The sequence below is a fragment of the Pseudomonas hunanensis genome, assembly GCF_013393325.1.
GTDB lineage: Bacteria > Pseudomonadota > Gammaproteobacteria > Pseudomonadales > Pseudomonadaceae > Aquipseudomonas > Aquipseudomonas putida_P.
The window spans coordinates 238075-264811 of record NZ_QJRC01000080.1; the positions used below are offsets into that span (position 1 = coordinate 238075).

21 protein-coding genes and 1 pseudogene are annotated in these 26737 nt (G+C 64.2%); 15 read left to right on the forward strand and 7 right to left on the reverse strand.

Annotation, left to right across the window (positions count from 1 at the left end; genetic code table 11):
- Positions 1-36 precede the first annotated feature (36 nt).
- The gene (locus tag DM807_RS09605; RefSeq protein WP_012272017.1) at positions 37-666 is read right to left on the reverse strand and encodes a response regulator transcription factor; all 630 of its coding nucleotides are present in this window, start codon (positions 664-666) and stop codon (positions 37-39) included.
- A 12-nt stretch (positions 667-678) separates the two neighbouring features.
- The gene (locus DM807_RS09610; RefSeq protein ID WP_012272016.1) at positions 679-2085 is read right to left on the reverse strand and encodes a sensor histidine kinase; all 1407 of its coding nucleotides are present in this window, start codon (positions 2083-2085) and stop codon (positions 679-681) included.
- A 194-nt stretch (positions 2086-2279) separates the two neighbouring features.
- Between DM807_RS09610 and DM807_RS09615 the strand changes: the two genes are divergently transcribed.
- From DM807_RS09615 to DM807_RS09625, 3 genes are all read left to right on the forward strand, one after another.
- A complete protein-coding gene (locus tag DM807_RS09615; protein ID WP_179027316.1) occupies positions 2280-3902 on the forward strand; it encodes an acyl-CoA synthetase in 1623 nt (540 codons plus the stop codon).
- Between the two features lie 70 nt (positions 3903-3972).
- Positions 3973-5742, forward strand: a complete 1770-nt coding sequence (locus tag DM807_RS09620) for an acyl-CoA dehydrogenase C-terminal domain-containing protein (RefSeq protein WP_060514199.1) — start codon at positions 3973-3975, stop codon at positions 5740-5742.
- A 271-nt stretch (positions 5743-6013) separates the two neighbouring features.
- Positions 6014-7021: a FecR family protein gene (locus DM807_RS09625; protein WP_179027317.1), complete on the forward strand. Its 1008-nt coding sequence runs from the start codon at positions 6014-6016 to the stop codon at positions 7019-7021.
- Between the two features lie 13 nt (positions 7022-7034).
- Here DM807_RS09625 and DM807_RS09630 read toward each other — a convergent pair whose 3' ends face one another.
- On the reverse strand, positions 7035-8354 hold the full coding sequence (locus DM807_RS09630) for a Na+/H+ antiporter family protein (RefSeq protein WP_012272012.1): 1320 nt from the start codon (positions 8352-8354) through the stop codon (positions 7035-7037).
- A gap of 519 nt (positions 8355-8873) precedes the next feature.
- On the opposite strand from DM807_RS09630, the pseudogene DM807_RS28085 reads away from it, so the two are divergent.
- Positions 8874-9839: pseudogene (locus DM807_RS28085) on the forward strand (methyl-accepting chemotaxis protein); the annotation flags it as partial.
- A gap of 102 nt (positions 9840-9941) precedes the next feature.
- A complete protein-coding gene (locus DM807_RS28090; RefSeq protein ID WP_407075133.1) occupies positions 9942-10697 on the forward strand; it encodes a methyl-accepting chemotaxis protein in 756 nt (251 codons plus the stop codon).
- Between the two features lie 32 nt (positions 10698-10729).
- Here DM807_RS28090 and DM807_RS09640 read toward each other — a convergent pair whose 3' ends face one another.
- Entirely contained in the window at positions 10730-12634 is a 1905-nt protein-coding gene (locus DM807_RS09640) for a S8 family peptidase (protein ID WP_179027318.1), read from the reverse strand.
- Between the two features lie 162 nt (positions 12635-12796).
- On the opposite strand from DM807_RS09640, the gene DM807_RS09645 reads away from it, so the two are divergent.
- The 6 genes from DM807_RS09645 to DM807_RS09670 all read left to right on the forward strand — a co-directional run bounded on the left by DM807_RS09645 (position 12797) and on the right by DM807_RS09670 (position 18320).
- Positions 12797-13813, forward strand: coding sequence for an ABC transporter substrate-binding protein (locus DM807_RS09645; RefSeq protein ID WP_179027319.1), 1017 nt, complete (start codon positions 12797-12799; stop codon positions 13811-13813).
- Positions 13810-14658 (forward strand): ABC transporter permease, encoded by an 849-nt coding sequence (locus DM807_RS09650; RefSeq protein ID WP_012272008.1) that lies wholly within the window; start codon positions 13810-13812, stop codon positions 14656-14658. Before DM807_RS09645 ends, DM807_RS09650 begins: the two co-directional genes overlap by 4 nt.
- A gap of 70 nt (positions 14659-14728) precedes the next feature.
- Entirely contained in the window at positions 14729-15592 is an 864-nt protein-coding gene (locus tag DM807_RS09655) for a LysR family transcriptional regulator (protein ID WP_060493464.1), read from the forward strand.
- Positions 15593-15698: 106 nt separating this feature from the next.
- Entirely contained in the window at positions 15699-16616 is a 918-nt protein-coding gene (locus DM807_RS09660) for an AEC family transporter (RefSeq protein WP_060493465.1), read from the forward strand.
- 34 nt (positions 16617-16650) lie between these two features.
- Complete coding sequence (locus DM807_RS09665) at positions 16651-17262, forward strand: cell wall hydrolase (protein ID WP_012272005.1); 612 nt, start codon at positions 16651-16653, stop codon at positions 17260-17262.
- A 206-nt stretch (positions 17263-17468) separates the two neighbouring features.
- A complete protein-coding gene (locus tag DM807_RS09670; RefSeq protein ID WP_012272004.1) occupies positions 17469-18320 on the forward strand; it encodes a CAP domain-containing protein in 852 nt (283 codons plus the stop codon).
- On the opposite strand, the gene DM807_RS09675 is transcribed toward DM807_RS09670, so the two are convergent.
- Positions 18287-19285, reverse strand: coding sequence for a GlxA family transcriptional regulator (locus tag DM807_RS09675; RefSeq protein ID WP_060514204.1), 999 nt, complete (start codon positions 19283-19285; stop codon positions 18287-18289). The two genes, DM807_RS09670 and DM807_RS09675, sit on opposite strands and share 34 nt — an antisense overlap.
- A 102-nt stretch (positions 19286-19387) precedes the next feature.
- Between DM807_RS09675 and DM807_RS09680 the strand changes: the two genes are divergently transcribed.
- Positions 19388-19999, forward strand: coding sequence for a LysE family translocator (locus DM807_RS09680; protein WP_012272002.1), 612 nt, complete (start codon positions 19388-19390; stop codon positions 19997-19999).
- Positions 20000-20011: 12 nt separating this feature from the next.
- Here DM807_RS09680 and DM807_RS09685 read toward each other — a convergent pair whose 3' ends face one another.
- Both DM807_RS09685 and DM807_RS09690 read right to left on the reverse strand, forming a co-directional pair.
- Positions 20012-21211 carry an MFS transporter gene (locus tag DM807_RS09685; RefSeq protein WP_060514205.1) on the reverse strand — a complete coding sequence of 400 codons (1200 nt, stop codon included), beginning with the start codon at positions 21209-21211 and terminating at the stop codon, positions 20012-20014.
- A 102-nt stretch (positions 21212-21313) separates the two neighbouring features.
- Positions 21314-22219 (reverse strand): LysR family transcriptional regulator, encoded by a 906-nt coding sequence (locus DM807_RS09690; RefSeq protein WP_060493467.1) that lies wholly within the window; start codon positions 22217-22219, stop codon positions 21314-21316.
- A gap of 116 nt (positions 22220-22335) precedes the next feature.
- On the opposite strand from DM807_RS09690, the gene DM807_RS09695 reads away from it, so the two are divergent.
- The 3 genes from DM807_RS09695 to DM807_RS09705 all read left to right on the forward strand — a co-directional run bounded on the left by DM807_RS09695 (position 22336) and on the right by DM807_RS09705 (position 26713).
- Positions 22336-22686: a cupin domain-containing protein gene (locus DM807_RS09695; protein WP_012271999.1), complete on the forward strand. Its 351-nt coding sequence runs from the start codon at positions 22336-22338 to the stop codon at positions 22684-22686.
- 232 nt (positions 22687-22918) lie between these two features.
- A complete protein-coding gene (locus DM807_RS09700) occupies positions 22919-25336 on the forward strand; it encodes a glucose/quinate/shikimate family membrane-bound PQQ-dependent dehydrogenase (RefSeq protein WP_179027320.1) in 2418 nt (805 codons plus the stop codon).
- Between the two features lie 108 nt (positions 25337-25444).
- Positions 25445-26713, forward strand: a complete 1269-nt coding sequence (locus DM807_RS09705) for a carbohydrate porin (protein ID WP_012271997.1) — start codon at positions 25445-25447, stop codon at positions 26711-26713.
- The last annotated feature ends 24 nt before the right edge of the window (positions 26714-26737 follow it).

A 26737-nucleotide genomic window follows, 5' to 3' on the forward strand; every position in this document is an offset into this window, starting at 1 on the left:
CATACGCCGCTCCAGCAAGGGGCCGTGCAAAAGCGGCTAGCGCGCTTGCAGGCCCAACGCCTCGACCGCCCCGCAGGCAATCGCCATGCCCACCAGCTCCGCCAGGCTAGCCGCCTGCAAGCGTTTCATCACCCGCCCCCGATACAGGTCCACGGTCTTTACGCTGATGCCCAACTGCTCAGCAATCTCGCGGTTGCTCAACCCTTGGACCAGTGGCACGAACACGTCACGCTCACGCGGTGTGAGGCCGTCGATGCGCACCTGCACCAAGGCCAGCGCCTGGTCGCCCTGGCGTGCCCGCGCGGCGTGCTCCAGTGCGGCCTGCACACTGTCGAGCAGCAACTGGTCGTTGTAGGGCTTTTCGATGAAGTCGCAGGCACCCGCCTTGAACGCCCGCACCACGATCGGCACATCGGCATGGCCGCTGACGAAGATCACCGGCAACATCAGGCCACGCTCACGCATTGCCTGCTGCACGGCCAACCCGCCCAACCCCGGCATGCGCACGTCCAACAACACACACGCGGGTGCATCGTTCACGCAGGCGTCGAGAAATGCCTGCCCGCTGGCAAACGGCAAAGCTTGCAGGCCCACCGACTGCAGCAGCCACACCGTCGAGTCGCGCATACCCTGGTCGTCATCGACCACATACACTTTCGCTTGCACCCTAGCCTCTCCCTAACCCCTGCTGACCGCCAGCCGGCAGCACAGTACCAAACCGCCGTCGACACCCGCCCGCGCCCACAGGTTGCCACCAAAGCCTTCGATCAGGCTGCGGCTCATACTCAAGCCCAGGCCCAGGCCGTCGGCTTTGCTGGTGGTGAACGGCGTGAAGATTTCATCCAGGCACTCGGGCGATACGCCCGGGCCCTGGTCGGCGACCTCGACGAGCACACCCTCGCCATCGCGGGTGGCGCCGAGCAGGATACGTGACGGTTTTTCCCCGTGCAGCTCGCGGTTGGCATCGATGGCATTGCGCAACAGGTTGAGCAGCACCTGTTCAAGCAACACCCGGTCGGCATACACCGAGGGCAGTTGCGCGCTGATGCGCAGCTCGACCTGCACCTGGTCACGCGCGGCTTCCCAGGCGCACAGGCGCATGGCTTCGCCGGCCACCTCGGCCACGTCCAGTGCCTGCAGGCGTCGCGGTCCCTTGCGTAGAAAGGCGCGCAGGCGGCGGATCACTTCGGCGGCATGAGTGGCCTGCTCGCTGATGCGCTGCAGGCCCTGGCCTACCCGCTCGCGGGCTTGCGGGTCGCGCTCCAGTCCCTGCAAGTAACGCTGGCTGGCGTTGGCGTAGTTAACCACCGCAGCCAGCGGCTGGTTGATCTCATGGGCAATGCCCGAAGCCAGTTCGCCCAGGGTGGCCAGGCGGGCACTGTGTGCCAGGCTTTCCTGCGCTTCGATGCGCAAGGTGATGTCACGGGACACACTGACCACCTCAACCACCGCGCCGGTGTAGGTCTCGCGGATCGCCCGGCTGGCGATTTCGAACCAGCGGTAGCCGCCAGCGGCCTGACGCACCCGGCAGGTCATGGTGTGGTAGCCGTCCTGGTCCAGCGCGGCAGCGGCCTGGCGCAGTACCTGGCGCCGTTCACGCGGGTGCAGCAGGGTGTGCACGGGCATGCCGCGCAGTTGCTCGGGCCACAGGCCGAGCAGGCGAAATGCTGCCGGTGAAGCATCGAGAAAACGGCCATCGGGGCTGTGCCGGGAAATCAGGTCGGTGGTGTTTTCGATGATCAGCCGGTACAGGCGCCGGGCGCGGCTGGCTTCACGTGCGCCGTGGCGCTCTTCACTGGCATCACGACAGCGGCCCAGCACCTGTTGGCCCTGGTCATCCGGCATGAACGTCCACAGCACGATGCGCTCGCCGACCTGCACTTCGACATCGCTGATCGCCCGATGCTGGCGCAGGCAGGCACGCACCAGGGCGGCACAGTTGGCCGGCAGCCAATGGACCAGCGCCGGGCCTTCGGCAACCCAGGCCTGCAGGGCTGGGTTGAGTGCCAGCGGGCTGGCATCGCTGGCCAGCAACAGGCTGGGTTGTGGGTCTTTGGCGAGCAAGGGGTAGGCAGTGTTATCCACGATGGGCGGCTCGTTGTTATAGTATTTTTACTATATTGCTATAGTCGATATTCCTACTACCATAGCGACTCGCGTAAAACTGCGACAGAGGGAGCGGCCCACCGTCCGCCTCCCTGCACCCTGAACAGAGCTAACAATCAGCCATCGGGGGCCAAGCGCACAGGCTGCGTCTGCCTCCCTTACAGGATTACCGCATGTCGATCTATGCCCAGGGCCTGATGCCCGCTGCCGTCAACCATGTCGCCCTCACCCCGCTGAGCTTCATCGAACGCACCGCCGCCGTATACGGCAATTACCCGGCCGTCATCCACGGCGCTATCCGCCGCAACTGGCAGGAAACCTACCAACGCTGCCGGCGCCTGGCCAGTGCCCTGGCTGGCCGTGGCATCGGCCGTGGCGACACCGTGGCAGTGATGCTACCCAACACCCCGGCCATGCTTGAGGCGCACTTCGGCGTACCCATGATCGGTGCCGTGCTCAATACCTTGAACGTGCGCCTGGATGCCGAGGCCATCGCCTTCATGCTGCAGCACGGCGAGGCCAAGGTGCTGATCACCGACCGCGAGTTCCATGCCGTCATCGAAGCAGCCCTGGCGCTGCTCGAACACCCGCCGCTGGTGATTGATGTGGATGACCCGGAGTATGGCGAGGGCCGCGCTGTCAGCGAGCTGGACTATGAAGCCCTGCTTGCCGAAGGGGACCCGGACTTTGCCTGGGAATGGCCCGATGACGAGTGGCAGGCCATTTCGCTGAACTACACCTCCGGCACCACCGGCAACCCCAAGGGCGTGGTCTACCACCACCGCGGCGCTTACCTGAACGCACTGGGCAACCAGATGACCTGGGCCATGGGGCACCGCCCGGTTTACCTGTGGACCCTGCCAATGTTCCACTGCAACGGCTGGTGCTACCCCTGGACCATCACCGCGCTGGCCGGCACCCATGTGTTCCTGCGTCGGGTCGACCCGCAGAAAATCCTCACCCTGATCCGCGAGCACCGGGTCAGCCACCTGTGCGGGGCGCCAATCGTGCTCAACGCCCTGGTCAACATGCCCGAAGCCGCCAAGGCAGCCATCGAGCACCCGGTGCAGGCCATGGTCGCCGGTGCCGCGCCGCCGGCCAAGGTGATTGGCGCCGTGGAGGAAATGGGCATCAAGGTCACCCACACCTACGGCCTGACCGAGGTCTACGGCCCGGTGACCGTGTGTGCCTGGCATGACGAATGGGATGCGCTGTCGCTGGACGAGCGTGCGCGGATCAAGTCGCGCCAGGGCGTACGCTACCCAACCCTCGACGGCCTGATGGTCGCCGACCCGCAAACCCTCCAGCCGGTGCCGCGCGACGGCAACACCCTGGGCGAAATTTTCATGCGCGGCAATACCGTGATGAAGGGCTACCTGAAAAACCCTGAAGCCACCGCCGAAGCCTTCCGTGGCGGCTGGTTCCACACCGGCGACCTGGCCGTATGGCATGCCGACGGATATGTCGAAATCAAGGACCGGCTCAAGGACATCATCATTTCCGGTGGCGAGAACATTTCCACCATCGAGGTCGAAGACGCCCTCTACAAGCACCCGGCTGTACTGGAAGCCGCCGTGGTGGCACGCCCGGATGAAAAGTGGGGCGAAACGCCGTGCGCCTTCGTTGCCCTCAAGCCGGGCCGGGAAGACACCCGCGAGACCGATATCACCAGTTGGTGCCGCGAGCACCTGGCCGGGTTCAAGGTGCCGAAGACCGTGGTGTTTGGTGAGCTGCCCAAAACCTCCACCGGCAAGATCCAGAAGTACATGCTGCGCGACCGGGCCAAGGCCCTCTGAAAGCGCAGCCGCTTCTTCGCGGGCTTGCCCGCGAAGAGCCGACCCTGACTTCCTCCTTCAAGAGCCAACGATGACTACCTATTCCGCCCCCCTGCGTGACATGCGCTTCGTCCTGCATGACGTATTCAACGCCCCGGCCCTGTGGGCCCGCCTGCCCGCCCTGGCCGAGCGCATCGACGCCGATACCGCCGACGCCATCCTCGAGGAAGCCGCCAAAGTCACCGCGCAGTTGATCGCCCCGCTCAGCCGCAACGGTGACGAGCAAGGCGTGCACTTCGACGCAGGCGTGGTTACCACCCCCGACGGCTTCCGCGAGGCTTGGAACACCTACCGCGAAGGTGGCTGGGTCGGCCTGGGTGGCAACCCGGAATACGGCGGCATGGGCATGCCGAAGATGCTCGGCGTGCTGTTCGAGGAAATGCTCTACGCCGCCGACTGCAGCTTCAGCCTGTATTCGGCGTTGAGCGCCGGCAGCTGCCTGGCAATCGATGCCCACGCCAGCGAAACGCTCAAGGCCACTTACCTGCCGCCCCTGTACGAAGGCCGTTGGGCCGGCACCATGTGCCTGACCGAACCCCATGCCGGCACCGACCTGGGGCTGATCCGAACCCGCGCCGAACCCCAAGCCGATGGCAGTTACCGCATCAGCGGCAGCAAAATCTTCATCACCGGTGGCGAGCAGGACCTGACCGAGAACATCGTCCACCTGGTGCTGGCCAAGCTGCCCGACGCACCCGCCGGCGCCAAGGGCATCTCGCTGTTTTTGGTGCCCAAGTACCAGGTCGAGGCCAATGGCCAGCTAGGCGCGCGTAACGCCGCCCACTGCGGCTCGATCGAGCACAAGATGGGCATCAAAGCCTCGGCGACCTGTGTAATGAATTTCGATGGTGCCTTCGGTTACCTGGTGGGCGAACCCAACAAAGGTTTGGCGGCGATGTTCACCATGATGAACTACGAGCGCCTGTCCATCGGCATACAAGGCATCGGCTGCGCCGAGGCGTCCTACCAGAGCGCCGCCCGCTACGCCAACGAGCGCCTGCAGAGCCGCGCCGCTAGCGGCCCACAGGCGCAGGACAAGGCTGCCGACCCGATCATCCACCACGGCGATGTACGGCGCATGCTGCTGACCATGCGCACCCTCACCGAAGGTGGCCGGGCGTTCGCCGCCTACGTTGGCCAACAGTTGGACCTGGCGCGCTATGCCGAAGACGCCGGCGAGCGCGAACATGCCCAGCGCCTGGTGGCGCTGCTGACACCAGTGGCCAAGGCATTCTTCACCGACAACGGCCTGGAAAGCTGCGTGCTGGGCCAGCAAGTGTACGGCGGCCACGGCTACATCCGCGAATGGGGCCAGGAGCAGCGAGTGCGCGACGTTCGCATTGCGCAAATCTATGAAGGCACCAACGGTATTCAGGCCCTTGATCTGCTCGGGCGCAAAGTGCTGGCCGACGGCGGTCAGGCGTTGGCCAGCTTTGCCGCCGAAGTACGAGCGTTCAGTGTGGATGCGCCATTGCACCGCGAGGCACTGCAGGCAAGCTTGGCGCGGTTGGAGGCTACCAGCGCCTGGCTACGGGCGCGGGCCGGCGCGGATGCCAACCTGGTCAGCGCAGTGGCAGTCGAGTATCTGCAACTGTTCGGGCTTACCGCATATGCCTATATGTGGGCGCGAATGGCGGCGGTGGCGTTGGCCAAGCGTGATGAGGACGAAACGTTTCATGGGGCCAAGCTTGCGTGTGCGGCGTTCTTCTACCAGCGGGTATTGCCGCGCGGGTTAGGGCTGGAGGCCAGCATCAGAGCGGGCAGCGACAGCCTTTATGGGTTGGAGGCAGCACAGTTCTGAAAGGCCCTGGGGGCGCTTGGCGTCCCTAGCGCGACAAAGGGCCGCCCCCACAAGAGACATGCGGTCACTTGTGCGGGCGGCCTTTTGTCGCGACGGGCTGCACAGCAGCCCCGTGGATTTCAGCTTGTATTCTTGTACGCGAAGGGTTCTCAGACGCTGAAAAACCGTTGCAAAACCGACGAAAAACCGGCACAACTGATAGTCATTCGCCATTACGCCGGTTCTCGGGGGCCCTTCTGCAAGGGTAGAATGCGCAAAACCCGGAGCCGCAATGAACCACGACCGCCTCAATCCCAGCCCAGACGATGCCATCACCGACGCCGCCGCGCACTGGTGCATGCGCCTGCACGCCGAAGATTGCACGGCGGCCGAGCGCGAGGCATTCGCCCGCTGGCAGGCGGCCGACCCACGGCATGCCGAGGAATACCAGGCGATGCTGGAAATCTGGCAAACCGCCGACTTGCTGCCGCGCAACGCCACCGTCATCGACTTCAACCCGCCCGCCAAGCAAGCCGCACGCCCGCGCAACTGGCGGCCGCTGGCGTCTGCGGCGGCGATTGCCCTGGCAATGCTGCCACTGGCAGGCTGGATGGGGTGGGAACAGGGTTGGCTGCCCAACCACTACCAACACTTCGAAGCCAGTGACCGCATGCAGACGGTGGAGCTGAGCGACGGCAGCACGGTGCAGCTCAACCTCAACACCGAGCTCACCTACCTCAACTACAAAGACCAGCGCCAGGTCACGCTCAAGCGCGGCGAGGCGTTCTTCAAGGTACAGCACGACAGCAGCCACCCGTTCATCGTGCGTGCCGGCCATGGCCAAACCCGGGTCACCGGCACCCAGTTCAACGTGTGGAAGTACCAGGACCAGGTCAAGGTTACCCTGGTGGAAGGCTCGGTGCTGGTGTCCAGCGATGGCAGCGCCGGCGGCTATCGCCTCGGCCCTGGCATGCAGGCCAGCTACCACAAGGGCGACTTCGAGCCACAACTGGAGCAGAGCGACGACTACGGCAACAGCCTGGCCTGGCGCAGCGGCAAGCTGGTGCTCGACAACTTGAGCCTGGAACAAGCGCTGCCGGTGATCAACCGCTACCTCGACGCACCGCTGCAGCTGGCCGACGCCAGTACCGGTCGCATTCGCATCAGCGGTATCTACAACACCCGTGAAGTGGGGCGCCTGGTCAACAACCTGCCCAAGGTGCTGCCGGTCTACCTGACCCGCAGCAAGGACGGCAGCACCGTGCTAAACCGCATCTCGCCGCCCCCCGACAAGGGCTGACGCCCTCCCCGCCTTACAAGGTCATTGCCGCCAACCAGCCGAACGCCAGCAACGGCAGGTTGTAGTGGATGAAGGTCGGCACCACCGTGTCCCAGATATGGTGGTGCTGGCCATCCACGTTCAGGCCCGAGGTCGGCCCCAGGGTCGAGTCCGAGGCCGGTGAACCCGCATCCCCCAGCGCACCGGCAGTACCGACGATGCACACCGTGGCCAGCGGGTCGAAGCCCAGTTGCACGCACAGCGGCACGAAGATCGCGGCCAGGATCGGCACAGTGGAGAACGACGAGCCGATCCCCATGGTCACCAGCAGGCCCACCAACAGCATCAGCAAGGCGCCGATGCCCTTGCTGTGGTCGATCCATTGGGCCGAGGTTTCCACCAGGCTCTTCACCTCACCGGTAGCCTTCATCACGTCGGCAAAACCGGACGCGGCAATCATGATGAAGCCAATCATGGCCATCATCTTCATGCCTTCGGTGAACAGGTCGTCGGTATCCTTCCACTTGACGATGCCTGACAGCGAGAAGATCAGGAAGCCAACCATGGCACCGATGATCATCGAGTCCAACAGCAACTGAACGATAAAGGCAGCAGCGATCGCCAACCCGGCCACCAGCAAGGTCAGCGGGTTGTACTGCACGCTCACCTGTTCCACCTGTTCGATACGCGCCAGGTCGTAGTCACGCTTTTTGCGATAGCTGATGAACACCGCCAGCAACAGGCCGACGAGCATACCGGCAGCTGGGATGGCCATGGCGTGGGTGACATTGACGCCACTCACGTCGACACCCGCGCGGGCGACGTTGGCCAGCAGGATTTCGTTGAGGAAGATGTTGCCGAAACCCACCGGCAGGAACATGTACGGCGTGATCAGACCAAAGGTGATCACACAGGCGATCAACCGGCGGTCGATGCGCAGGCGCGTCAGCACGTACAGCAGCGGCGGCACCAGCAACGGGATGAAGGCAATGTGGATGGGCAGGATGTTCTGCGACGACACGGCCACCACCAGCATCAGGCCGATCATCAGCCATTTGACCTTGCCGCCATGGGCATGGCCCTGGCGGTCGATCATGACCAGGGCGCGATCGGCCAGGGCATGGGCCAGACCAGACTTGGCGATGGCCACGGCAAAGGCGCCCAGCAGTGCATAGGACAACGCCACCGTGGCGCCACCGCCGAGGCCACCGTTGAAGGCCTTGAGCGTGCCTTCGACACCCAGGCCACCCACCAGCCCACCGACCAGGGCGCCGATGATCAGGGCGATGACCACGTGCACGCGGGACAGGCTGAGTATCAGCATGATGCCGACCGCGGCGATCACTGCATTCATGATTGGCTTACCTCATTACGGCGGAAAAAAGCGCGAACTCTGAAGCAGTGGGCGGCAGATGTCAAAAGCGCCATGTTGCGTCACATTACCAATGCCTTGCAGCGGACCTGATAATTAAATTGAACGTTTGAATAAAGAAAAAACCCAGGCCGCCGACACAGTCGCAAGCCACACTCTTATTACAAGGGATCCGCCCCCATGCCTTTGCGACAACTTTCCATCCAGTGGAAGATCACCCTGCTCGCCGGTCTCTGCCTGGCCGGCATCGTCACCTTGCTCGTCGGCCTGTCGCTGTACCGCATGGACCACAGCTCGGACCTGGTCAAGGCCAGCAGCATGCAGATGCTGACCGAGGCGGCGCAGTCGCGTATCGAGTCGCAGGGTGAAGTGCAGGCGCTGAACATCCGCCGCCAGTTCATGGATGCCTACCAGTACGGCGCCGGCTTCGCCCGCCAGGTGCTGTTCCTGCGCGAGCAGGCCGAAAAGCGCTTTCTCGATGCCTTCGACCTGCGCGAGGACATGACCCGTCAGGTGCGCGCCGCGCTACAGGCCAACCCCGACCTCCTCGGCCTGTCGCTGGTGTTCGAGCCCAACGCCCTGGACAGCAAGGACAGCCTGTTCGCCGGCAAGGCAGAGCTGGGCAGCAACGAAACCGGTCGCTTTGCCCTGTACTGGTCGCAGCCGCGTGCCGGCCAGCTGACCGCCATGGCGCTGCCTGAGCATGACATGGCCAACACCGAGATCGGCCCCAGCGGCCAGCCAGCCAACACCTGGTGGGTATGCCCGCGCACGACCGGCAAGGTGTGCGTGGTAGAACCCTACTTCTATGACATCGACGGCCAGCAGGTGCTGATGACCAGCATCGTCTTCCCGCTGGCGGTCAACGGCAAGATCATTGCCACCCTGTCCATCGACATCAACCTCAACAGCCTGCAGGCACTGAGCCAGGAGGCCAGCCGCAGCCTCTACGAAGGCCGCACCACGGTCGGCATACTCAGCCCGGTCGGCCTGCTGGCGGGCTACAGCGCCGATGCCAGCAAGCTGGCCCAGCGCTTTGACCAGGTAGACCCGGCCAAGGGCGCCGAACTGGTAGGCAAACTGGCCAATGGCAAGATGACTATCCTCCACGACCAGCAGCGTTTGAAGGTGCTGGCGGCCTTCCGGCCGATCCCCGACGCACAACCTTGGGGCGTGTTGCTGGATGTACCGGAAAATGCCCTGACCGGCCCGGCCGAAACACTGAAGCAGGAACTGGACGCGCTGAATACCAGCGGCACCTTGCTGGAATTGGGCCTGGGCCTGGCCGCTGCCATTGCCGGCCTGCTCATGGTGTGGCTGATGGCCCGTGGCGTTACCCGGCCGATCCTCGGCGTGGCTGCCATGCTCAAGGACATTGCCAGCGGCGAAGGCGACCTGACCCGCCGCCTGACCTACCAGAAGCAGGACGAACTGGGTGAATTGGCCGGCTGGTTCAACCGCTTCCTCGACAAGTTGCAGCCGACCATCGCCGAGGTCAAACGCTCGGTGCAGGCCGCGCGAGGCACTGCCGACCAGTCCTCGGCAATTGCCACTGAAACCAGCGCCGGCATGGAGCAGCAGTATCGCCAGGTTGACCAGGTAGCCACCGCCTCGCATGAAATGAGCGCCACCGCCCAGGATGTCGCCCGCAGCGCCGCGCAGGCGGCACAGGCCGCGCGTGACGCCGACCAGGCCACCCGGGAAGGCCTGGCCGTGATCGACCGCACCACCACCAGCATCGATACCCTGGCCGCCAACATGAGCGACGCCATGGCCGAAGTCGAAGGCCTGGCGCAGAACAGCGAAAAGATCGGTTCGGTGCTGGAGGTGATCCGCTCGATTGCCGAACAGACCAACCTGCTGGCGCTCAACGCCGCCATCGAGGCTGCCCGTGCCGGTGAAGCCGGCCGTGGCTTTGCCGTGGTCGCCGATGAAGTACGCAACCTGGCTCGACGCACTCAGGAGTCGGTGGAAGAAACCCGCCAGGTGATCGAAGCCTTGCAGAACGGCACCCAGGAAGTGGTCGGCGCCATGGACCACAGCCACCGCCAGGCACAGAGTGGCGTTGCGCAGGTCGGCCAGGCCGTCACTGCACTGCAGCGCATTGGCCAGGCGGTGACGGTGATCACCGACATGAACCTGCAGATCGCTTCGGCCGCCGAAGAGCAAAGCGCGGTAGCCGAGGAAATCAACAGCAACGTGGCGACCATTCGTGATGTGACGGAGTCGCTGTCAGGCCAGGCCAACGAGTCGGCGCGGGTCAGCCAGTCGCTGAACAGCCTGGCCAACCAGCAGCAGGCGCTGATGGACCAGTTTCGCGTATGAGCCGGGCGGGGCCGGCACCTGCCGGCCCCGACTCAGGCCGCGAACCTGCCGCCGCCGAGGATGCGGTCCAGCAGCACCAGCGCGCCATGCACATTGGGCCTGGCGCCCATCGGCAGCACCTCGGTACCCGCTAGCATGGCATCGTCGTAGCCAGACGCCATGACCAACTGATGCATCTGGTTGCCATTGAGGTAGACGTGGTGCTGCTCCATGGCGTAGGACTGGATCAGGCTCAATGCACCGCACACCATCGGCGTGGCGCTGGAAGTGCCAGCATAGCGGCCTGTGTAGTCCCTTTCCTCACCACGCAGGTCCTGCAAATCGCCATAGGAAAGCGTGACTACGCTGTCGCCCCAGGCATTGAGCATACGGTAACGGTAATGGTGATTGGAGTAGGCGTGGGGCTTGCCGTCATACGAATGGCAGGCCCCCACCAGAATCGCACCTGAATCGCCATGGTCGGCAAAATAGGGCCAGTTGGCCAGGTCGACACCTTCGCCAGCACGGGTGCCTTTGTCCGCAAGCGTCCTGCTGCTGCCATTGGCTGCTGCATTGACCACCACGGCACCGCGCCGGCTCAACTGCTGCATGACAGTCCACCAGGCCTTGTCGTGCAAGGATGGCAACATGGTGCTCAGCACCTCGGCATGGGCGGTCTGCCGATTGATACCCACGATGTCGCCGGGTTCTACATTCCGTAGCAGGTCCTTGAGCGCCTGGAAGCTGCCTTGGGCATCCTCCGCGCGGTTGTTGTACAGGTACAGTTCGCTGTTACGGCTGATCCCGGTCGCGCCAATACCGTTGCCCGCAGCCAGAATGATTCCCACCGAAGCCGTTCCGTGGTCGGGATCATGGTTGGGTTCGAGCGAGACGATTTTCAAGGCAGGATTGCCGCGCAAGTCTTCATGATCAGGGTGCAACCCCCCATCACTGAAGTGAATCCGCGCGCCGTAACCCGTTACCTGCTGCGCCCAGGCCTCGCGCACATTCAGCCCTTGCCACCGGGGGCCAGGTGCGTCGAGGTAATGCTGGCGCGGCTCGAAATCGGGTGTAGCTTGAGCATTTTCATAGGCATGGTTGCCCGCCACCACGGCGCCGCCGGTCAGCAGCGTTGCCAGTAGCCCGGCCAGGCCGAGCAAAATTAGGCTTGGCTGGGGCGCTGCCGGCATGAACTGCAGTGACTGCACATACTCCCGCGCCGCCAAAGTCTTGAGCAAGGCGAGGTAGGTGTCACCGAGCATGCTGGCTGGCTGGTCGAGAATGTAATGGTCGCGCAATGGCCGGAGCCTGTCTTCGCCCTGTTCCTGTTCGTCCAGAACAGGTCGCAACGCGAGTACCGATTCAAGGTTCGGCCAGTAGCGGACCCATGCAGAACCTGAGCCCGGCTCCAGCTCTCGGAGAAATCGCTCGTGCCCTCCGGGGATGAATTCGATGACAACCGGCGGGAACGGTGTGCCGGGTGCCAAGGTGGGCATCCCTTGCGGCCCATCGTCGCCTCCCTGCACCTGCTCCACGGCTCGTTTACGACGCCCGCCAGCACCGGGTACCGGCACCTTGTCGAGGATGCTCCTGTTGACCTCGTCAGCCTTTATGTCGAGCACCAAGGGCCGCATGTCGATAACGCCAGCTGCGCCAACCGGCCGGCCCAGCGCCCGAGCATGCTCATCGAGCAGCACGACTTTGGGCTGGATCGAATACACGCCCGCCTCCTCTTCGGCCAGCAACGTGGCAGGGCATCCATGGTCGCTCGGCTTGCCGCTGCGTGCCTGGGAGTACACGGACTTTCCCGGGAATGAAACCGGGCCGTCGGGGCCAGCCCGTTCAAGTTCGTAGCGGATGCGATTGACCTTGTGCAGGTCTGCACCGTAACAGCGAACATGAAGTTTTCCATCGAAACGAAAGTTGCGGTAATACACGAAATGTAAATCCAGCGTCATCGGGGCTGCCTCTTCAGGTGTGCATGCCAAGCAGAAGAGCCCAGCTTTGCAGCGCGCAGCACGCCTGGGCAGTGGGAGCACCTTCCCCCGACCGCGCCGGCGATGCGCCAGGGGCCTCGTCTACACTTGCCCGCATCCACTCAATGGCAATCGAAGGCCCCGATGAACAGACTTCCAATGCTGCTGGCCAGCCTGCTGCTCGCTGTCAGCCTGGCCGCCACCGACAGCGCCGCCTCGGCAGAACGCAGCGAGCCCATCCACTTTGGCGCCATCGGCTGGGAAAGCGGTGCCCTCACCACCGAAATCCTGCGGCTGATCGTGGAGCGCGGCTACGGCTACACCACCGACACCCTGCCCGGTAGCACCGTCAGCATGGAGGTGGCCCTGGCGCGCAATGACCTGCAAGTGATCGCCGAGGAGTGGGCCGGGCGCAGCCCTGCCTGGGTCAAGGCCGAACAGGCCGGCCAGGTGTTCGCGCTGGGCGATACGGTGAAAAATGCAGAGGAAGGTTGGTGGGTGCCGGCCTATGTGATCGAAGGCGATGCCGCACGCAAACTGAAACCCTTGGCACCCCAGTTGCGCAGTGTCGAGGACCTCAAGCGTTACCCGCAGGTTTTCCGCGACCCCGAGTCGCCCGACAAGGGCCGTTTCCTGAACAGCCCCAGCGGCTGGACGTCTGAAACGGTCAACAGCCAGAAGCTCAAGGCCTACGGTTTGAATGACCTCTATACCAACTTCCGCAGTGGCTCCGGCGCGGCGATGGACGCCGAGATCGGCTCGGCTATCCGTCGTGGCCAACCGGTGCTGTTCTACTACTGGAACCCGACCCCGCTGATGGGGCGCTACAAGCTTGTACGCCTGCAAGAGCCACCATTCAATGCCCAGGCCTGGGCCACCCTCACCGATGCCGGCAACCCCAACCCGAAGGGCAGCCGGTCGCTGCCGGCGAAGTTGTCGATTGGCGTGTCCAAGGTCTTTCGTGAGAGCTACCCGGACCTGGTCAGCGTGTTCGAACGGGTGGACCTGCCCATCGATCGCCTGAACCAGGCCTTGGCCGCAATGAGCGAAAAACGAACACCACCGCGCGACGCAGCCCTGACCTTCCTGCGCGATAACCCTGATGTGTGGAAAACCTGGCTGCCTGCGGACATCGCCGCCAAGGTCGAGGCCAGCCTGTGAGTGACGGCTTCCCGCAGACTCTGCAGTTTTCCTTTGCCGACAGCGTCAACCGCCTGGTCGACTGGCTGGTGATGAACTACGGCGACCACCTGCGCAGCGTCTCAGACCACTTGCTGCAACTGCTGGTCGGCCTGGAGAACCTGTTGCGCCTGCTGCCCTGGTGGCTGTTGTTGCTGCTGGTCGGCCTGCTGGCCTGGCACGCCACCCGCAGCGTTGTGCGCAGCACAATACTGGTCGCGCTGCTGGCATTTATCGGCATGCTCGGGCTGTGGGACAAGCTGCTGCAAACCCTGGCGCTGGTGCTGGTCAGTACCGGCCTGTGCGTGCTGGTGGGCGTGCCATTGGGCATCCTGCTGGCCGCCCGACCGCTGGCCAGGCGGTTGCTTCTGCCGGTACTGGATGTGATGCAGACGCTGCCGGCGTTCGTTTACCTGATCCCGGTGCTGATGCTGTTTGGCCTGGGCAAGGTGCCCGCCGTATTCGCCACGCTGATATACGCCCTGCCACCGCTGGTGCGGTTGACCGAACTGGGCTTGAGCCAAATCGACCCTTCGTTGTTGCAGGCGGCCCACGGCCTGGGCGCCAGCCGCTGGCAGCGGTTGCGGCGCATCGCCCTGCCCTTGGCGCTGCCAAGCATCATGGCCGGGCTCAACCAGTCGGTGATGATGGCCTTGTCGATGGTGGTAGTGGCGTCGATGATCGGCGCCCGTGGGCTGGGTGAGGATGTGCTGGCGGGGATCCAGACCTTGAATGTTGGTCAGGGCGTGCAGGCCGGGCTGGCAATTGTTGCCCTGGCCATGGTGATCGACAGGATCAGCCAGGCGTATGGGCGTAATAGGCGCTGAGCAGCCTTGTGCTGCGAAACGGCCGGGCCTGACAATGCAGCACTGACCGTTCAACCCTGGACCCGCCCGCATGTCTCTCAAAGCCCTGCGCACCCTGGTGACCATCGCCCGCCACGGCACCTTCGCCCGCGCCGCCGACCTGCTCAGCCTCACCCCTTCAGCGGTGAGCCTGCACATCAAGACCCTTGAAGACGAGTTGCAGGTTCCCCTGTTCGACCGCAGCCGCAGGCAGGTGGCCCTGACTGAAGCAGGCCAATTGGCGGTGGCTCGCGCCGAGAGCATTCTGGCTGCCTACGACGAACTGGCCGACGCCTTGGCCTGCGGCCCGAGCCTGCGCGGCCGCCTGCGCCTGGGGGCGATCCATACCGTGTTGGCGCGGCGCCTGCCCAGGGCGCTGGTGTGGATCAAGGCCAACCACCCGCAGTTGCACATCAGCGTGGCCTCGGGCATGTCGGCGGAGCTGGCGCGACGCGTGGAGGACGGTGAACTCGACGCGGCGATCACCACCGAACCCGTCAGCCCTTACCCGCAAAGCCTGGACTTCACTGCATTGTTCGAAGACCGCTTCTGGGTCATCGCCAGCCCTGAACTGGCCGGGCACAGCGTGCCGCAGTTGCTGGCCAGCCAGCCATTCCTGCGCTTCGACAAGCGCGCCTGGGCCGGGCGACAGATCGAGCAGGAGTTGCGTCGCCAGCATTTGCAGGTGAGCGAGCAGATGGAACTGGACAGCCAGGAAGCTTTGGCGCGCATGGCGGTGATGGGCCTGGGCGTGGCGATCGTACCCATGGCCGATGACGACCTGCAGCGCTTGCCGCCCGCCACTTGCCTGCCGTTTGGCGAGCCGCAGCTGACGCGACGTGTGGTGTTGCTGGAGCATGAGAAAAGCCAGCGACGGCATTTGAGTGCTGTGCTGAAGACAGCCTTGGAGTCGTAAGCTGCAACAATGCATTTTTTCTCAATAGTCAGTGCAGAAAACAACGTTTTTACAGACCGTTCCTCACCCGTAGTCTGTTCGCGTACCCGACCACGGAACGTCGATCATGCTCCACTTGCTGCTGACCACCCTGCTCCCGATCATCCTGCTGATTGCCTTGGGCACCTTCCTGCGCCTACGCGGCTTTCTTGGCGAAAGCTTCTGGCCCGGCGCCGAGCGCCTGAGCTACTACGTACTGCTGCCGTCGCTGTTTCTGCACGGCCTGGCCACCGCCAACCTTGATGGCGTACCGGTGCTGGGCATGGTCGGCGCACTGATGCTTTCGACCCTGGCCGGCGCCGTATTACTGATGCTGTATCAAGGGGCGGTAAGCCACGATGGCGCCGATTTCACCTCGGTGTTCCAGGGTGGTATTCGTTTCAACAACTACATTGGTGCCACCCTGGCGGCTGGCATCTACGGCAGTGCAGGGATTGCCCTGGCGGCGGTAGCCAATGCCGCCATCGTCCCCCTGGTCAACCTGCTCTGCGTGCTGGTGTTCGCCCGCTTCAGCGCCCGCCACAGTTCACCGCTCACGGTGCTACGGGCAATCTTCGCCAACCCGCTGATCGTCGGCTGTGCGGGTGGGCTGCTGCTGAGGGCCACCGGTTTGGGCTTGCCGACCGGGATCGAGCCCACGATCAAGGCCTTGGGCCAGGCCGCCCTGCCGCTGGGTTTGCTGTGCGTCGGCGCGGCACTGGGCGGCGCTCGCCTGGGCCAGCAGGTGCGCCCGCTGATGGCGGCGTCGGCGTTCAAGTTCCTGGTCATGCCACTGACCACCTGGGGCCTGTGCAGAGTGCTCGGCCTGAGTGGTCAGGCGGCGGTGGTGGCGGTGCTGTTCCAAGCGCTGCCCACCGCTTCGTCATCCTATGTGATGGCCCGGCAAATGGGCGGCAATGCGCCCTTGATGGCCACCATCATCGCCCTGCAGACCGTAGCGGCCGCCGCCACCCTGCCTTTGGTGTTAATGCTTACGCTTGGCTAGACTGAGACTCACTCCACCCTTCGGAAGCTTGCCCATGCGCCGTTACTGGATGCTGCTCGGCCTCACCTCGGCACTGCTCGCTGGCCCCTTGAATGCGGCCGACCCGGCCAAGGCCGCCGTCGCCGAGGACAAGGCCGAAGTGCTTGAAGAAAAGGTGGTGGAAGATGCCCCTCCCCCCAAAAAAGCTGAAAAACTGACCCCAGGCGAAGCGCAGGCGGTCGACCCGGTTGGCAAGGCGCCGTTGGATGACAGCATCACCTGCCTGGCCCGCACCATCTACTGGGAAGCCAAAGGCGCCGATGCCGAGGACATGACCGCCGTGGCCAGCGTGGTGCTCAACCGCCTGGGCCACGATGGCTTCCCGGACACCATCTGCGGGGTGGTCAAGCAGGGCGTGGAAAGCAAGGCCTGCCAGTTTTCCTGGTGGTGCGACGGGCGCTCGGATCAGGTCGAGGAAGCCCAGCGCTACGATGTCGCCAAAGAAATCGCACGCAAGGCACTGAACCAGCAGTTGAAGGACCCCACCGGCGGCGCGCTGTACTTCCACGACCGCACCGTGCACCCCGATTGGGCCAAGGCGTATCGCAAAACAGCGCAGACTACCCACTTCCTGTTCTACAAGCCGAACCAGGCGTTGGCGCGTTGATGCGAACGCGGCGGACCGTGCGGGCTCGATAAGAATGATTAGCAATTCATCGCACTTTTCCGCAGGCCAGTGGTCTACTCCCTCTTTTGCCGCCAGCAACGATTGCCGGCGCTTTCATTGCTTTGCACGAGCTAGGGCCAAAAGCCCCCGGCTTGTGTAGGATGAGCAGCGCATACCACGACGCTGCCAGTCATAGGGAGATCCACATGCGCGTCCTGTCATCCGTTGCCGCCTTGTCGCTGGGCCTGGTCGTTTCGACCGGGGTACTGGCTGTCACCGGCGAAGAGGCGCAACTGATCGATTCGATCAATGTGTACCGCAGCAAGGCCCAGCCCTGCGGTGGCGAGGCGTCGCTGGAGCTGCCGCCGCTCAATAGCGACACTCGCCTTGCGCTGTCGCCAGAAGGCACCCGCGACTTGCAACAGGCCATGACCCGCGCGGCCTACCCCATGGTCAACGTCCAGGCCATCAGCCTGTCGGGCCCGCGCGATGCGCGCGCCGCCATGCATGCCATCGAGGAAAGCTTCTGCCAGGTAGTGCTCGACCCGCAATTCGTCGATATCGGCGTCAGCCAGGAGGGCCGCGACTGGCGCATCGTGCTGGCCCGGCCGTTGCTCAGCGGCCGCCTGGGTGACTGGCAAGCCGAGGGGCAGAAAGTGCTGCAGGAGATCAACGCTGCGCGCAAGGTGCCACGCCAATGCGGTGGCCAACCCTTTGCCGCCGCCCCGCCACTGAGCTGGAGCACAGTACTGGCCGGGGTGGCTGCCAACCACACGCGGTCCATGGCCAACCAGAACTTCTTCGACCACATCGACAAGGATGGCCGCACACCCGGTGACCGGGCGGAACTGGCCGGGTACCTGTATCAGCAAATCGGCGAGAACATTGCCGCCGGGCGTGATACTGCGCACAAAGTGGTCGACGGCTGGCTGGATAGCCCAGGGCACTGCGCCACGCTGATGAACCCAGACTTCCGTGAACTGGGGGCTGCCTATGCGGTAGACCCGAAGAGCGATGCCGGGATCTACTGGACAGGCTTGTTCGGCACACCGCAGTAAGCGCTGCCTGCTCGCAAGGCCAAGGCCGTACAGCCAAACCGACGGCGCACGCACTTGCCCAGGTAGCTGGCATCGCCCAGGCCCACTTCATCGGCAATCTGCGCCAGGCTATGACTGGAGTTGAGCAAACGCCAGCGCGCCTGCTGCAAACGCATTTCCAGCCACCAGGCCTTGGCGCTCATGCCGTGGCTGGCCTGAAACTGGCGGTCCAGCTGGCGCCGGCTGATGCCCAGTTCCTTGGCCAGTTGCTCCACTGCCAACGGCGAGCCCAGGTGATGGCGCATCAGCGCCTGTGCCCGCTGCACCTGCCGCCCCTGCCCGGCGCCCAGCTCCAGCGAACGCAAGGCATGACGGCTGTCGCGAGTTTCGTCCACCAGCATATCGGCCAGCCCCTTGAGCGCGCGGGTACGCCCGCAAGCGTGTGAGAGCAGCGCAACAGCCAGGTCGATGGCGGCGGTGCCGCCGGCACACGTGATGCGATTGCCATCGATGCAGTACAACTGCTCACGCAGCAATCGCAGCTGCGGGAAGGCAGCACGAAACTCGGCTTCGTGACGCCAGTGCACCACCACCTCATGCCCCTGCAGCAGTCCGCAGGCGGCCAGCAGGAAGGCGCCATTATCGACCCCTACCAGCTTCACACCGGCCTTGCCGGCCTGGTGCAGCAGCGCCTGATAGCGTGGCGCCAGCGCGGCAGTGGCCATGGCATTGCGACCGCCGAACACCACCAGGTAGTCGAAACTGCTCAGGTCGAGCTGGCTGGCAATCGCCTCGACCTGCAGCACCGCACCACTGCTTGATTGCACCGGGTCAAGGCTGAGCCCGGCCACGGTCCAGCTGCAATAGCGCTGCTGGCTGTAGTCCTCGTCGTCGGCGCTGAAGCGCAATTTGTCGAGAAAGGCGCCAAACGGCAGCAGGGCAAAATCCGGTAACGGCAGGATCAGCAGGCGAATGTCGGGCTGCATGTCAGCGAGTCCATAAACGACCATTAAATGTCCAGATCATACTCTATCAGCCGGATCATCAGGCCCTAGACTGGCATCCCCACATCACCAGGCATTTCCAACATGGCCCTCGACACATGGCTCATCTACCTGCTGGCCAGCATCGGCCTGTCGCTGACCCCAGGGCCCAACAGCCTGTTGGCGCTGACACATGGCGCCCTGTATGGCGCGCGGCGAACGTTGTTCACCATCGTGGGCGGGGTGTTTGGCTTCAGCGCCTTGATCGCCCTGGCCATGTTCGGCCTCAGCGCGCTGCTACAAACCTCGGCTTCGGTGTTGGGCGTTTTGAAGTGGGTGGGTGGCGCCTATCTGATCTGGCTGGGTATCCAGCTGTGGCGCAGCCCCGGCCTGCAATTGGAGCTGACCGAGCGCAGCGCGCGGCTCGGCAATGCCGGGTTGTTCCGCCAAGGCCTGCTGTCGGCCATGGCCAACCCCAAGGTGCTGCTGTTCTATGGTGCCTTCCTGCCACAATTCATCGACCCACAGCGTGGGCTGGTGCTGCAGTTCGTGGTAATGGCGGCGACCTTCGCCAGCGTCGAGTTCCTGGTCGAGTACCTGCTGGCGCGCCTGGCATTTCGCATTCGCCCTTGGCTGGCCAAGGGCGGCAAGGGTTTCAATCGCTGCTGCGGCAGCCTGTTCGCCTTGATTGGCGTGGCGCTGCCGCTTGGCCGATAGCACGCTCCCTGTTCAGGCTCGCCGGGCCTTCAGCAGGAAGACCAGTAACGCAACACCCGGCAAGCCTGCCCCCACCAGCGCCACCCCCTGCCAGCCAAACTGGCTGAACAACGCGCTGGCCACCGCCGACCCCAGCGCCCCGCCAAGGAAGATGCTGGTCATGTACACCGCGTTCAGCCGCCCGCGGCTGGCCGGGTCCAGTGCGTACACTTCGCGCTGGCCAATGACCATGTTCATCTGCACCGCAAAGTCCAGCAGCACGCCGGTAAGGCCCAGGCCGATCACGCTGTAACCCGGGCTTGTTAGCCCCAGCAGCAAGGCCACCGGCGCCAGCATCAGCGCCAACAGCGAGCCGGCGCGGGCATGCCCGGCATCCGCCAGGCGCCCGGCCATGGGTGCAGCGATGGCGCCCACTGCACCGACCAGGGCGAACACGGCGATCTGGCTCTGCGACAGGCCGTGTTCACTGGCCAGGGCCATCGGCACGGCCGTCCAGAACAGGCTGAACGCTGCGAACATCAACGCCTGGTACAACGAACGCTGGCGCAGCAGTGGATAACGGCGCAGCAGAGTGAGCAGCGACAGCATGAGCCCGGCATAGCTGGCCTTGTGCTCGGGACGACGCTGCGGCAGGGTCAGCGCCAGCAACAGGATGATCGCCAGCATGACTCCGGCGGCGCCAATGAACACCGCGCGCCAGCCAAAGTGGTCAGCCACCAGGCTCGAAACCGGGCGCGCCAGCAGGATACCCAGCAGCAGGCCGCCCATGATATTACCCACCACCCGGCCACGCTGCTGTTCCGGCGCCAGGTGCGCCGCCAGCGGGATAAGCATCTGCACCGACACAGAACTGAAACCGATCAGCAGTGCGTAACCCAGGAACAACTGCCCCTGACCACTGCTGCTGGTGCCCGCCAGCAGCAGACTGAAACAGGCCAGGACAGCGGTAGCCACCATCAGGCGGCGGTTTTCCAGCAGGTCGGCCAGCGGCACCAGCAACAACAGGCCCAGGGCATAACCCAGTTGGGTAAGGGAAACGATCAGGCTGGCATGCTCGGTGGATAGCCCCAAGTCTGGGGCAATCAGCCCGACGATGGGCTGGGCATAGTAGATGTTGGCGACGATCGCGCCGCAGCAGAATGCCAGTAGCACGACCAGGGCCCGGCTCAGGCTGGCAGCTGCCGGTTGCGCTGCCGCAAGGGAGGGATTCATGCGAGGTTCCTCGACTAGGGGTATATGCTGGCTACCTTACCCATGCGCGCTTTCGCCGAGAATCCGGTCTTGGCGCAACGCGGCTTTGCGCTCTGCGCAACACTACCCGTCGTTTTTCAGTAAGTTTTCGCAAAAGTCGATGAACGCGTTCACCCGCCGCGAACCCCGGTGGTTGGGCAGGTACAGGGCATTGATGCTGTTGTTGGCCGTGCCAGGGCTGGCCTGCCAGTCGGGGAATACCCGCTGCAGGCGCCCGGCCAGCACATCTGTGCGTACCAGCCAGTCGGCCAGCAGTGCGATGCCACTGCCTGCCAATGCCGTTTCACGCAGCATGTCGGCGTTGGCGCTGCGCAGCGGCCCGCTTACGTCCAGCTCCAGGCTCTCCTGGCCGCAGGCCAGGCGCCAGGGCCGCGCTTTCTGCCCGTAGCGAAAGCGCAGGCAGGCGTGCTCCAGCAATTGCCGGGGGTGCTGCAGCGGCTCACGCCCCGCCAGGTAAGCCGGGCTGGCCACCAACCAACGCTGGAAGCGACCGAGCTGGCGGCACACCAGCTCGTCATTGGGCGATGGGTCGCCCAGGCGAACCGACAGATCGTAGCGCCCGTCCAGAAGGTCATCCAGGCGGTCGCTGAGGTCGATGTCCAGCTCCAGTGCCGGGTGCCTTGCCAGGAACGGCCCCAGGTGCGGGGCGATGACCCGCCTGCCGAACTCCACTGGCAAGCACAGTCGCAATACGCCGACTGGCTCTTCGCCGCGATCGGCAACACTGGCATCAGCCTCGTCCAGCGCCTCGAAAATACCCCGTGCGCGCTCGTAGTAACGGGCACCGGCCTCAGTCAAGCTCACCTGACGCGTGGAACGGTTGAGCAAGGTGGCACCCAGCGCCGTTTCCAGGGCATCGACCAGGCGCGTCACCGACGATGTCGCCAGCCCTAGCCTGCGCGCGGCCGCAGAAAAGCCCTGGGCATCGACGGTGGCCACGAACATCTTCATTGCCAGGAGTTTGTCCATTTGCTGGCCACCTTCCAAAACTCGGAAAGTTCTTACAAACGGCCGGGCGGGTCAAGAAGCGCGCTGCATGGCATTTGCGTCCATAGTGGCATCACACCTTCACAGCGAGGCTTTCCATGATACCGAACAACCTGCTGGCCGCCCTGCCGCCCTGCGACCCCGCCAGTGCCGAACATGTCGACGAACTGCTCAGCCGCCCAGGGGTGCGCGTGGAGCGTATCGTCTCCAGCGGCCAGGCCAGCCCGCCCGGTTTCTGGTACGACCAGGCCGAAGGCGAGTGGATCGTGCTGCTCAGTGGAGCTGCGGGGCTGCGCTTCGAGCACGAGCACCACACCCGCCTGTTGGCGCCGGGCGATTGCCTGGATATTCCGCCGCACTACCGCCACCGCGTGGAATGGACCGCACCCGGCACGGCCACCATCTGGTTGGCGGTGTTCTATGGCAGTAGTTCCCCGTGGCCAGCCTGAAGCTGAGGCTGAACGTGGGCGCGCAACACACTCGACGAAAGTATGAATGCCGGTTGCAAAAACGGCAGAAACTCCCCGTTTAATGCTTTTTTCAGCACCTGATCTAGACTTTTAGCGACACCTTCGCACATTCAGCCCTGCGACAATCAGCCTCAGAAAATTATGTACCAACTTGTTAATTAGCAAGCTAAGGGCTTAGACTGCGCGCATTCCACCTGCTGAGATCCCTGGCATGAAAGAAACACCGCGCGCCTCTGGCGCCCCAAACATCATTCTGATCGGCCTGGGCGTAATCATCGCCCTGCTCGGCCTCCTCCTGGCTGCCGGCGGCGTCAAGCTCGCCGGCCTGGGCGGGTCCTGGTACTTCCTGATCGGCGGCCTGGCCATGGCCATCGCCGGTGCACTCATTGCCCGCCGCAAGCTGGCTGGCGCCTGGCTGTATGCCGCATTCCTGGTCGGCACCGCGATCTGGGCACTGAGCGATGTCGGCCTGGTGTTCTGGCCGTTGTTCTCGCGCCTGTTCATGTTCGGCGCAATCGGCATGGTGGTGGCACTGGTCTACCCGCTGCTGGCGCGTACCAACGGCGCCAGCGCCGGTCGCGGTGCCTACGGTATCGCCGGGGTAATGGCGGTGGTGTTGGTGATCGCTGCCGGCAACATGTTCGTTGCCCACCCAAGCGTCGCCCCCACCGGCAAAGGCCCAGGCATGACCCCGGTCGAAGCCGGCAAGGAACAGAAAGACTGGGCCCACTACGGCAACACCGAAGGTGGCAGCCGCTTCGCCGCGCTGGACCAGATCAACCGGGACAACGTCAACAAGCTGAAAGTGGCCTGGACCTACCACACCGGTGACGTCGCCATCAGTGACGGCAACGGTGCCGAAGACCAGCTGACACCGCTGCAGATCGGCAACAAGGTGTTCATCTGCACCCCGCACAACAACCTGATCGCCCTCGATGCCGACACCGGCAAAGAGCTGTGGAAAAACGCAATCAACGCCCAGTCCAAGGTCTGGCAGCGTTGCCGTGGCATGGCCTACTTCGACGCCACTGCCGCCATCGCTCAGCCGACCCAGCCGAACAGCTCGCCGATTACCGGCGGTAGCGTAGCGGCGGGTGCCAACTGCCAGCGTCGCCTGCTGACCAACACCATCGATGGCCGCCTGATTGCCGTCGACGCCGACACCGGCGAGTTCTGCCAGGGCTTTGGCAACAATGGCCAGGTCAACCTGATGGCCGGCCTGGGCAATGTCCCGGACTCCTACTACCAGCTCTCCTCGGCACCGCTGATGGCCGGTACCACCGTGGTGGTTGGCGGCCGCGTTGCCGACAACGTCCAGACCGACATGCCAGGTGGCGTGATTCGTGGCTTCGACGTGATCACCGGTGAAATGCGCTGGGCCTTCGACCCGGGCAACCCGGAAGATCGCCAGGCACCGCAAGGCGACAGCACCTATGTGCGCAGCACGCCGAACAGCTGGGCACCGATGTCCTACGACCCGGCGATGAACACCGTGTTCCTGCCGATGGGCTCGTCGTCCACCGACATCTACGGTGTTGAGCGCAACAAGCTGGACCACACCTACGGCGCTTCGGTGCTGGCCCTAGACGCCACTACCGGCAACCAGAAGTGGGTATACCAGACCGTGCACAACGACCTCTGGGACTTCGACCTGCCGATGCAGCCAAGCCTGATCGACTTCACCAAGGATGACGGCCAGTCGGTACCTGCGGTAGTGATCGGCACCAAGGCCGGGCAGATCTACGTGCTCGACCGCGCCACCGGTAAGCCGTTGACCCAGGTCGACGAAGTACCCGTCAAGCCAAGCAACATCCCGAACGAGCCATACTCCCCAACCCAGCCCAAATCGGTAGGCATGCCGCAGATCGGCGCACAGACCCTGACCGAGTCGGACATGTGGGGTGCCACCCCGTATGACCAGCTGCTGTGCCGCATCGACTTCAAGAAAATGCGCTACGACGGCCTGTACACCGCGCCGGGCACCGACCTGTCGCTGAGCTTCCCAGGTTCGCTGGGTGGCATGAACTGGGGCAGCATTTCCACCGACCCGGTGCATGGTTTCATCTTCGTCAACGACATGCGTCTGGGCCTGTGGATCCAGATGATCCCGTCGCAGAACAAAGGTGGCGCGGCCTCTGGCGGTGAGGCACTGAACACCGGCATGGGCGCGGTACCACTCAAGGGCACGCCGTATGCCGTGAACAAGAACCGCTTCCTGTCGGTAGCGGGCATTCCATGCCAGGCGCCGCCGTTCGGCACCCTGACCGCCATCGACATGAAAACCCGCCAGGTGGCCTGGCAGGTACCCGTGGGCACCGTTGAAGACACTGGCCCGCTCGGCATCCGCATGCACCTGCCGATCAAGATCGGCCTGCCAACCCTGGGCGGCACCCTGTCGACCCAAGGCGGCCTGGTGTTCATTGCCGGCACCCAGGACTTCTACCTGCGCGCCTATGACAGCAGCAACGGTAACGAAATCTGGAAAGCTCGCCTGCCAGTGGGCAGCCAGGGCGGCCCGATGACCTACGTTTCGCCGAAGACCGGCAAGCAGTACGTGGTGATCACTGCTGGCGGCGCCCGCCAGTCGACTGACCGTGGCGACTACGTGATTTCTTACGCGCTGCCGTAAGACCGCGTCGCCTTCTTCGCGAGCACGCCCGTTCCCACAAGGCCCACAGCGGCCATGTAGGCACGGGTTTGCCCGCGAATGGCCCCAAAGACAACCCGAGATTCAGCAATGCCATCCGCAATTCGCATCACCCCCACCCTGCTGCTGGCCCTGGCCAGCACCACAGCCCTGGCCGACGGCGACCTGCTGACCCGCAGCACCCTGACCGGTGACTGGGGCGGCCTGCGTCATCAACTCGAAGAAGACGGCGTCAAAGTCACCGGTGACTACAGCGGCGAAACCGCCTACAACGCCCACGGTGGTTTGCACCGATCGGCGCGCTATTCGCAGAACGTCAAGCTGGGTGTGCAGTTCGACCTGTCGAAGCTGTACGGCCTGGACAACGGCGGCAAAGTCCAGCTGACCGTCAACGACCGCCGCGGTAACAGCGCGTCGGAAGACCTGGTAGGCAACCGCCTGCCGATCCAGGAAAACTTCGGTGGCCTGTACACCCGCCTGACCGAGCTGAGCTACGAGCGTACCCTGTTCACTCCGGCGCTCAACGTTAAGCTTGGCTACATGGCCATGGGCAACGACCTCGGCGGCCTGGACAGCGGCATCCTGTGCAACTTCATGAACGCCGGCTTCTGCGGCCACCCGCTGAACATGTCCGGTGGCAGCGGCTGGACCAACTACCCCAATGCTCACCTCGGCGTGCGGGTGAAGTACGACCTGTCGCCTTCCTGGCAGCTGCGCGTGGCGGCGTTCAACGTAGACCCCGAGAGCAACGGCAACTCCAGCCGCGCCTGGCACCTGGGGCCCAAGCACACCACCGGCACCGTGGTACCGGTGGAACTGGTGTACAAGCTGCAGGGTGAACTGCCGGGCGAGTACAAGCTCGGTTACTACTACGACAGCTCCGATGTGAAACGCATCGGCAGCGACGACGAAGTATCCGGCCGCTCAGGCCACTACCTGCTGGTCGACCAGGCGGTATGGAACGACCAGGGCTCGCCAGGCCGAAGCCTGCACGCCTTCGGCCAGTACTCGGCGTCGAGCAAGGCCGCCTCGCCGTTCACCAAGTGGTATGGTGCCGGTGTGGTGCTGTACAAACCGTTCGAAGGCCGCCCGAAAGATACCGTGGCACTGGGTTACGGCCGTGCCGTGCCTAATCCGCGTAGCCGCGATGTGCTTGAAGATGCCGCCTTCAACGCTGGCCAGCAGTTCCCCGATATCGACAGTGCCGAGCAGTTGATCGAACTGAGTTATGGCTACCAGGCCACACCGTGGCTGAACCTGCGCCCAGATGTGCAATACATCATCGAGCCAGGGGCGTTCTCGGGGAAGGACATCGACAACGCGCTGGTGGTGGGCCTGCAGGTCAAGGCTACCTTCTGATTCGCCAGGGCCTCGCTGTGGCCC

Bases quoted from the DNA above. Each gene is read 5' to 3' on its own strand.
- DM807_RS09615 (WP_179027316.1), top strand. From the start codon at position 2,280: ATGTCGATCTATGCCCAGGGCCTGATGCCCGCTGCCGTCAACCATGTC.
- DM807_RS09620 (WP_060514199.1), top strand. From the start codon at position 3,973: ATGACTACCTATTCCGCCCCCCTGCGTGACATGCGCTTCGTCCTGCAT.
- DM807_RS09625 (WP_179027317.1), top strand. From the start codon at position 6,014: ATGAACCACGACCGCCTCAATCCCAGCCCAGACGATGCCATCACCGAC.
- DM807_RS09630 (WP_012272012.1), bottom strand. From the start codon at position 8,354: ATGAATGCAGTGATCGCCGCGGTCGGCATCATGCTGATACTCAGCCTG.
- DM807_RS28090 (WP_407075133.1), top strand. From the start codon at position 9,942: ATGGAGCAGCAGTATCGCCAGGTTGACCAGGTAGCCACCGCCTCGCAT.
- DM807_RS09640 (WP_179027318.1), bottom strand. From the start codon at position 12,634: ATGACGCTGGATTTACATTTCGTGTATTACCGCAACTTTCGTTTCGAT.
- DM807_RS09645 (WP_179027319.1), top strand. From the start codon at position 12,797: ATGAACAGACTTCCAATGCTGCTGGCCAGCCTGCTGCTCGCTGTCAGC.
- DM807_RS09655 (WP_060493464.1), top strand. From the start codon at position 14,729: ATGTCTCTCAAAGCCCTGCGCACCCTGGTGACCATCGCCCGCCACGGC.
- DM807_RS09660 (WP_060493465.1), top strand. From the start codon at position 15,699: ATGCTCCACTTGCTGCTGACCACCCTGCTCCCGATCATCCTGCTGATT.
- DM807_RS09665 (WP_012272005.1), top strand. From the start codon at position 16,651: ATGCGCCGTTACTGGATGCTGCTCGGCCTCACCTCGGCACTGCTCGCT.
- DM807_RS09670 (WP_012272004.1), top strand. From the start codon at position 17,469: ATGCGCGTCCTGTCATCCGTTGCCGCCTTGTCGCTGGGCCTGGTCGTT.
- DM807_RS09675 (WP_060514204.1), bottom strand. From the start codon at position 19,285: ATGCAGCCCGACATTCGCCTGCTGATCCTGCCGTTACCGGATTTTGCC.
- DM807_RS09680 (WP_012272002.1), top strand. From the start codon at position 19,388: ATGGCCCTCGACACATGGCTCATCTACCTGCTGGCCAGCATCGGCCTG.
- DM807_RS09685 (WP_060514205.1), bottom strand. From the start codon at position 21,211: ATGAATCCCTCCCTTGCGGCAGCGCAACCGGCAGCTGCCAGCCTGAGC.
- DM807_RS09690 (WP_060493467.1), bottom strand. From the start codon at position 22,219: ATGGACAAACTCCTGGCAATGAAGATGTTCGTGGCCACCGTCGATGCC.
- DM807_RS09695 (WP_012271999.1), top strand. From the start codon at position 22,336: ATGATACCGAACAACCTGCTGGCCGCCCTGCCGCCCTGCGACCCCGCC.
- DM807_RS09700 (WP_179027320.1), top strand. From the start codon at position 22,919: ATGAAAGAAACACCGCGCGCCTCTGGCGCCCCAAACATCATTCTGATC.
- DM807_RS09705 (WP_012271997.1), top strand. From the start codon at position 25,445: ATGCCATCCGCAATTCGCATCACCCCCACCCTGCTGCTGGCCCTGGCC.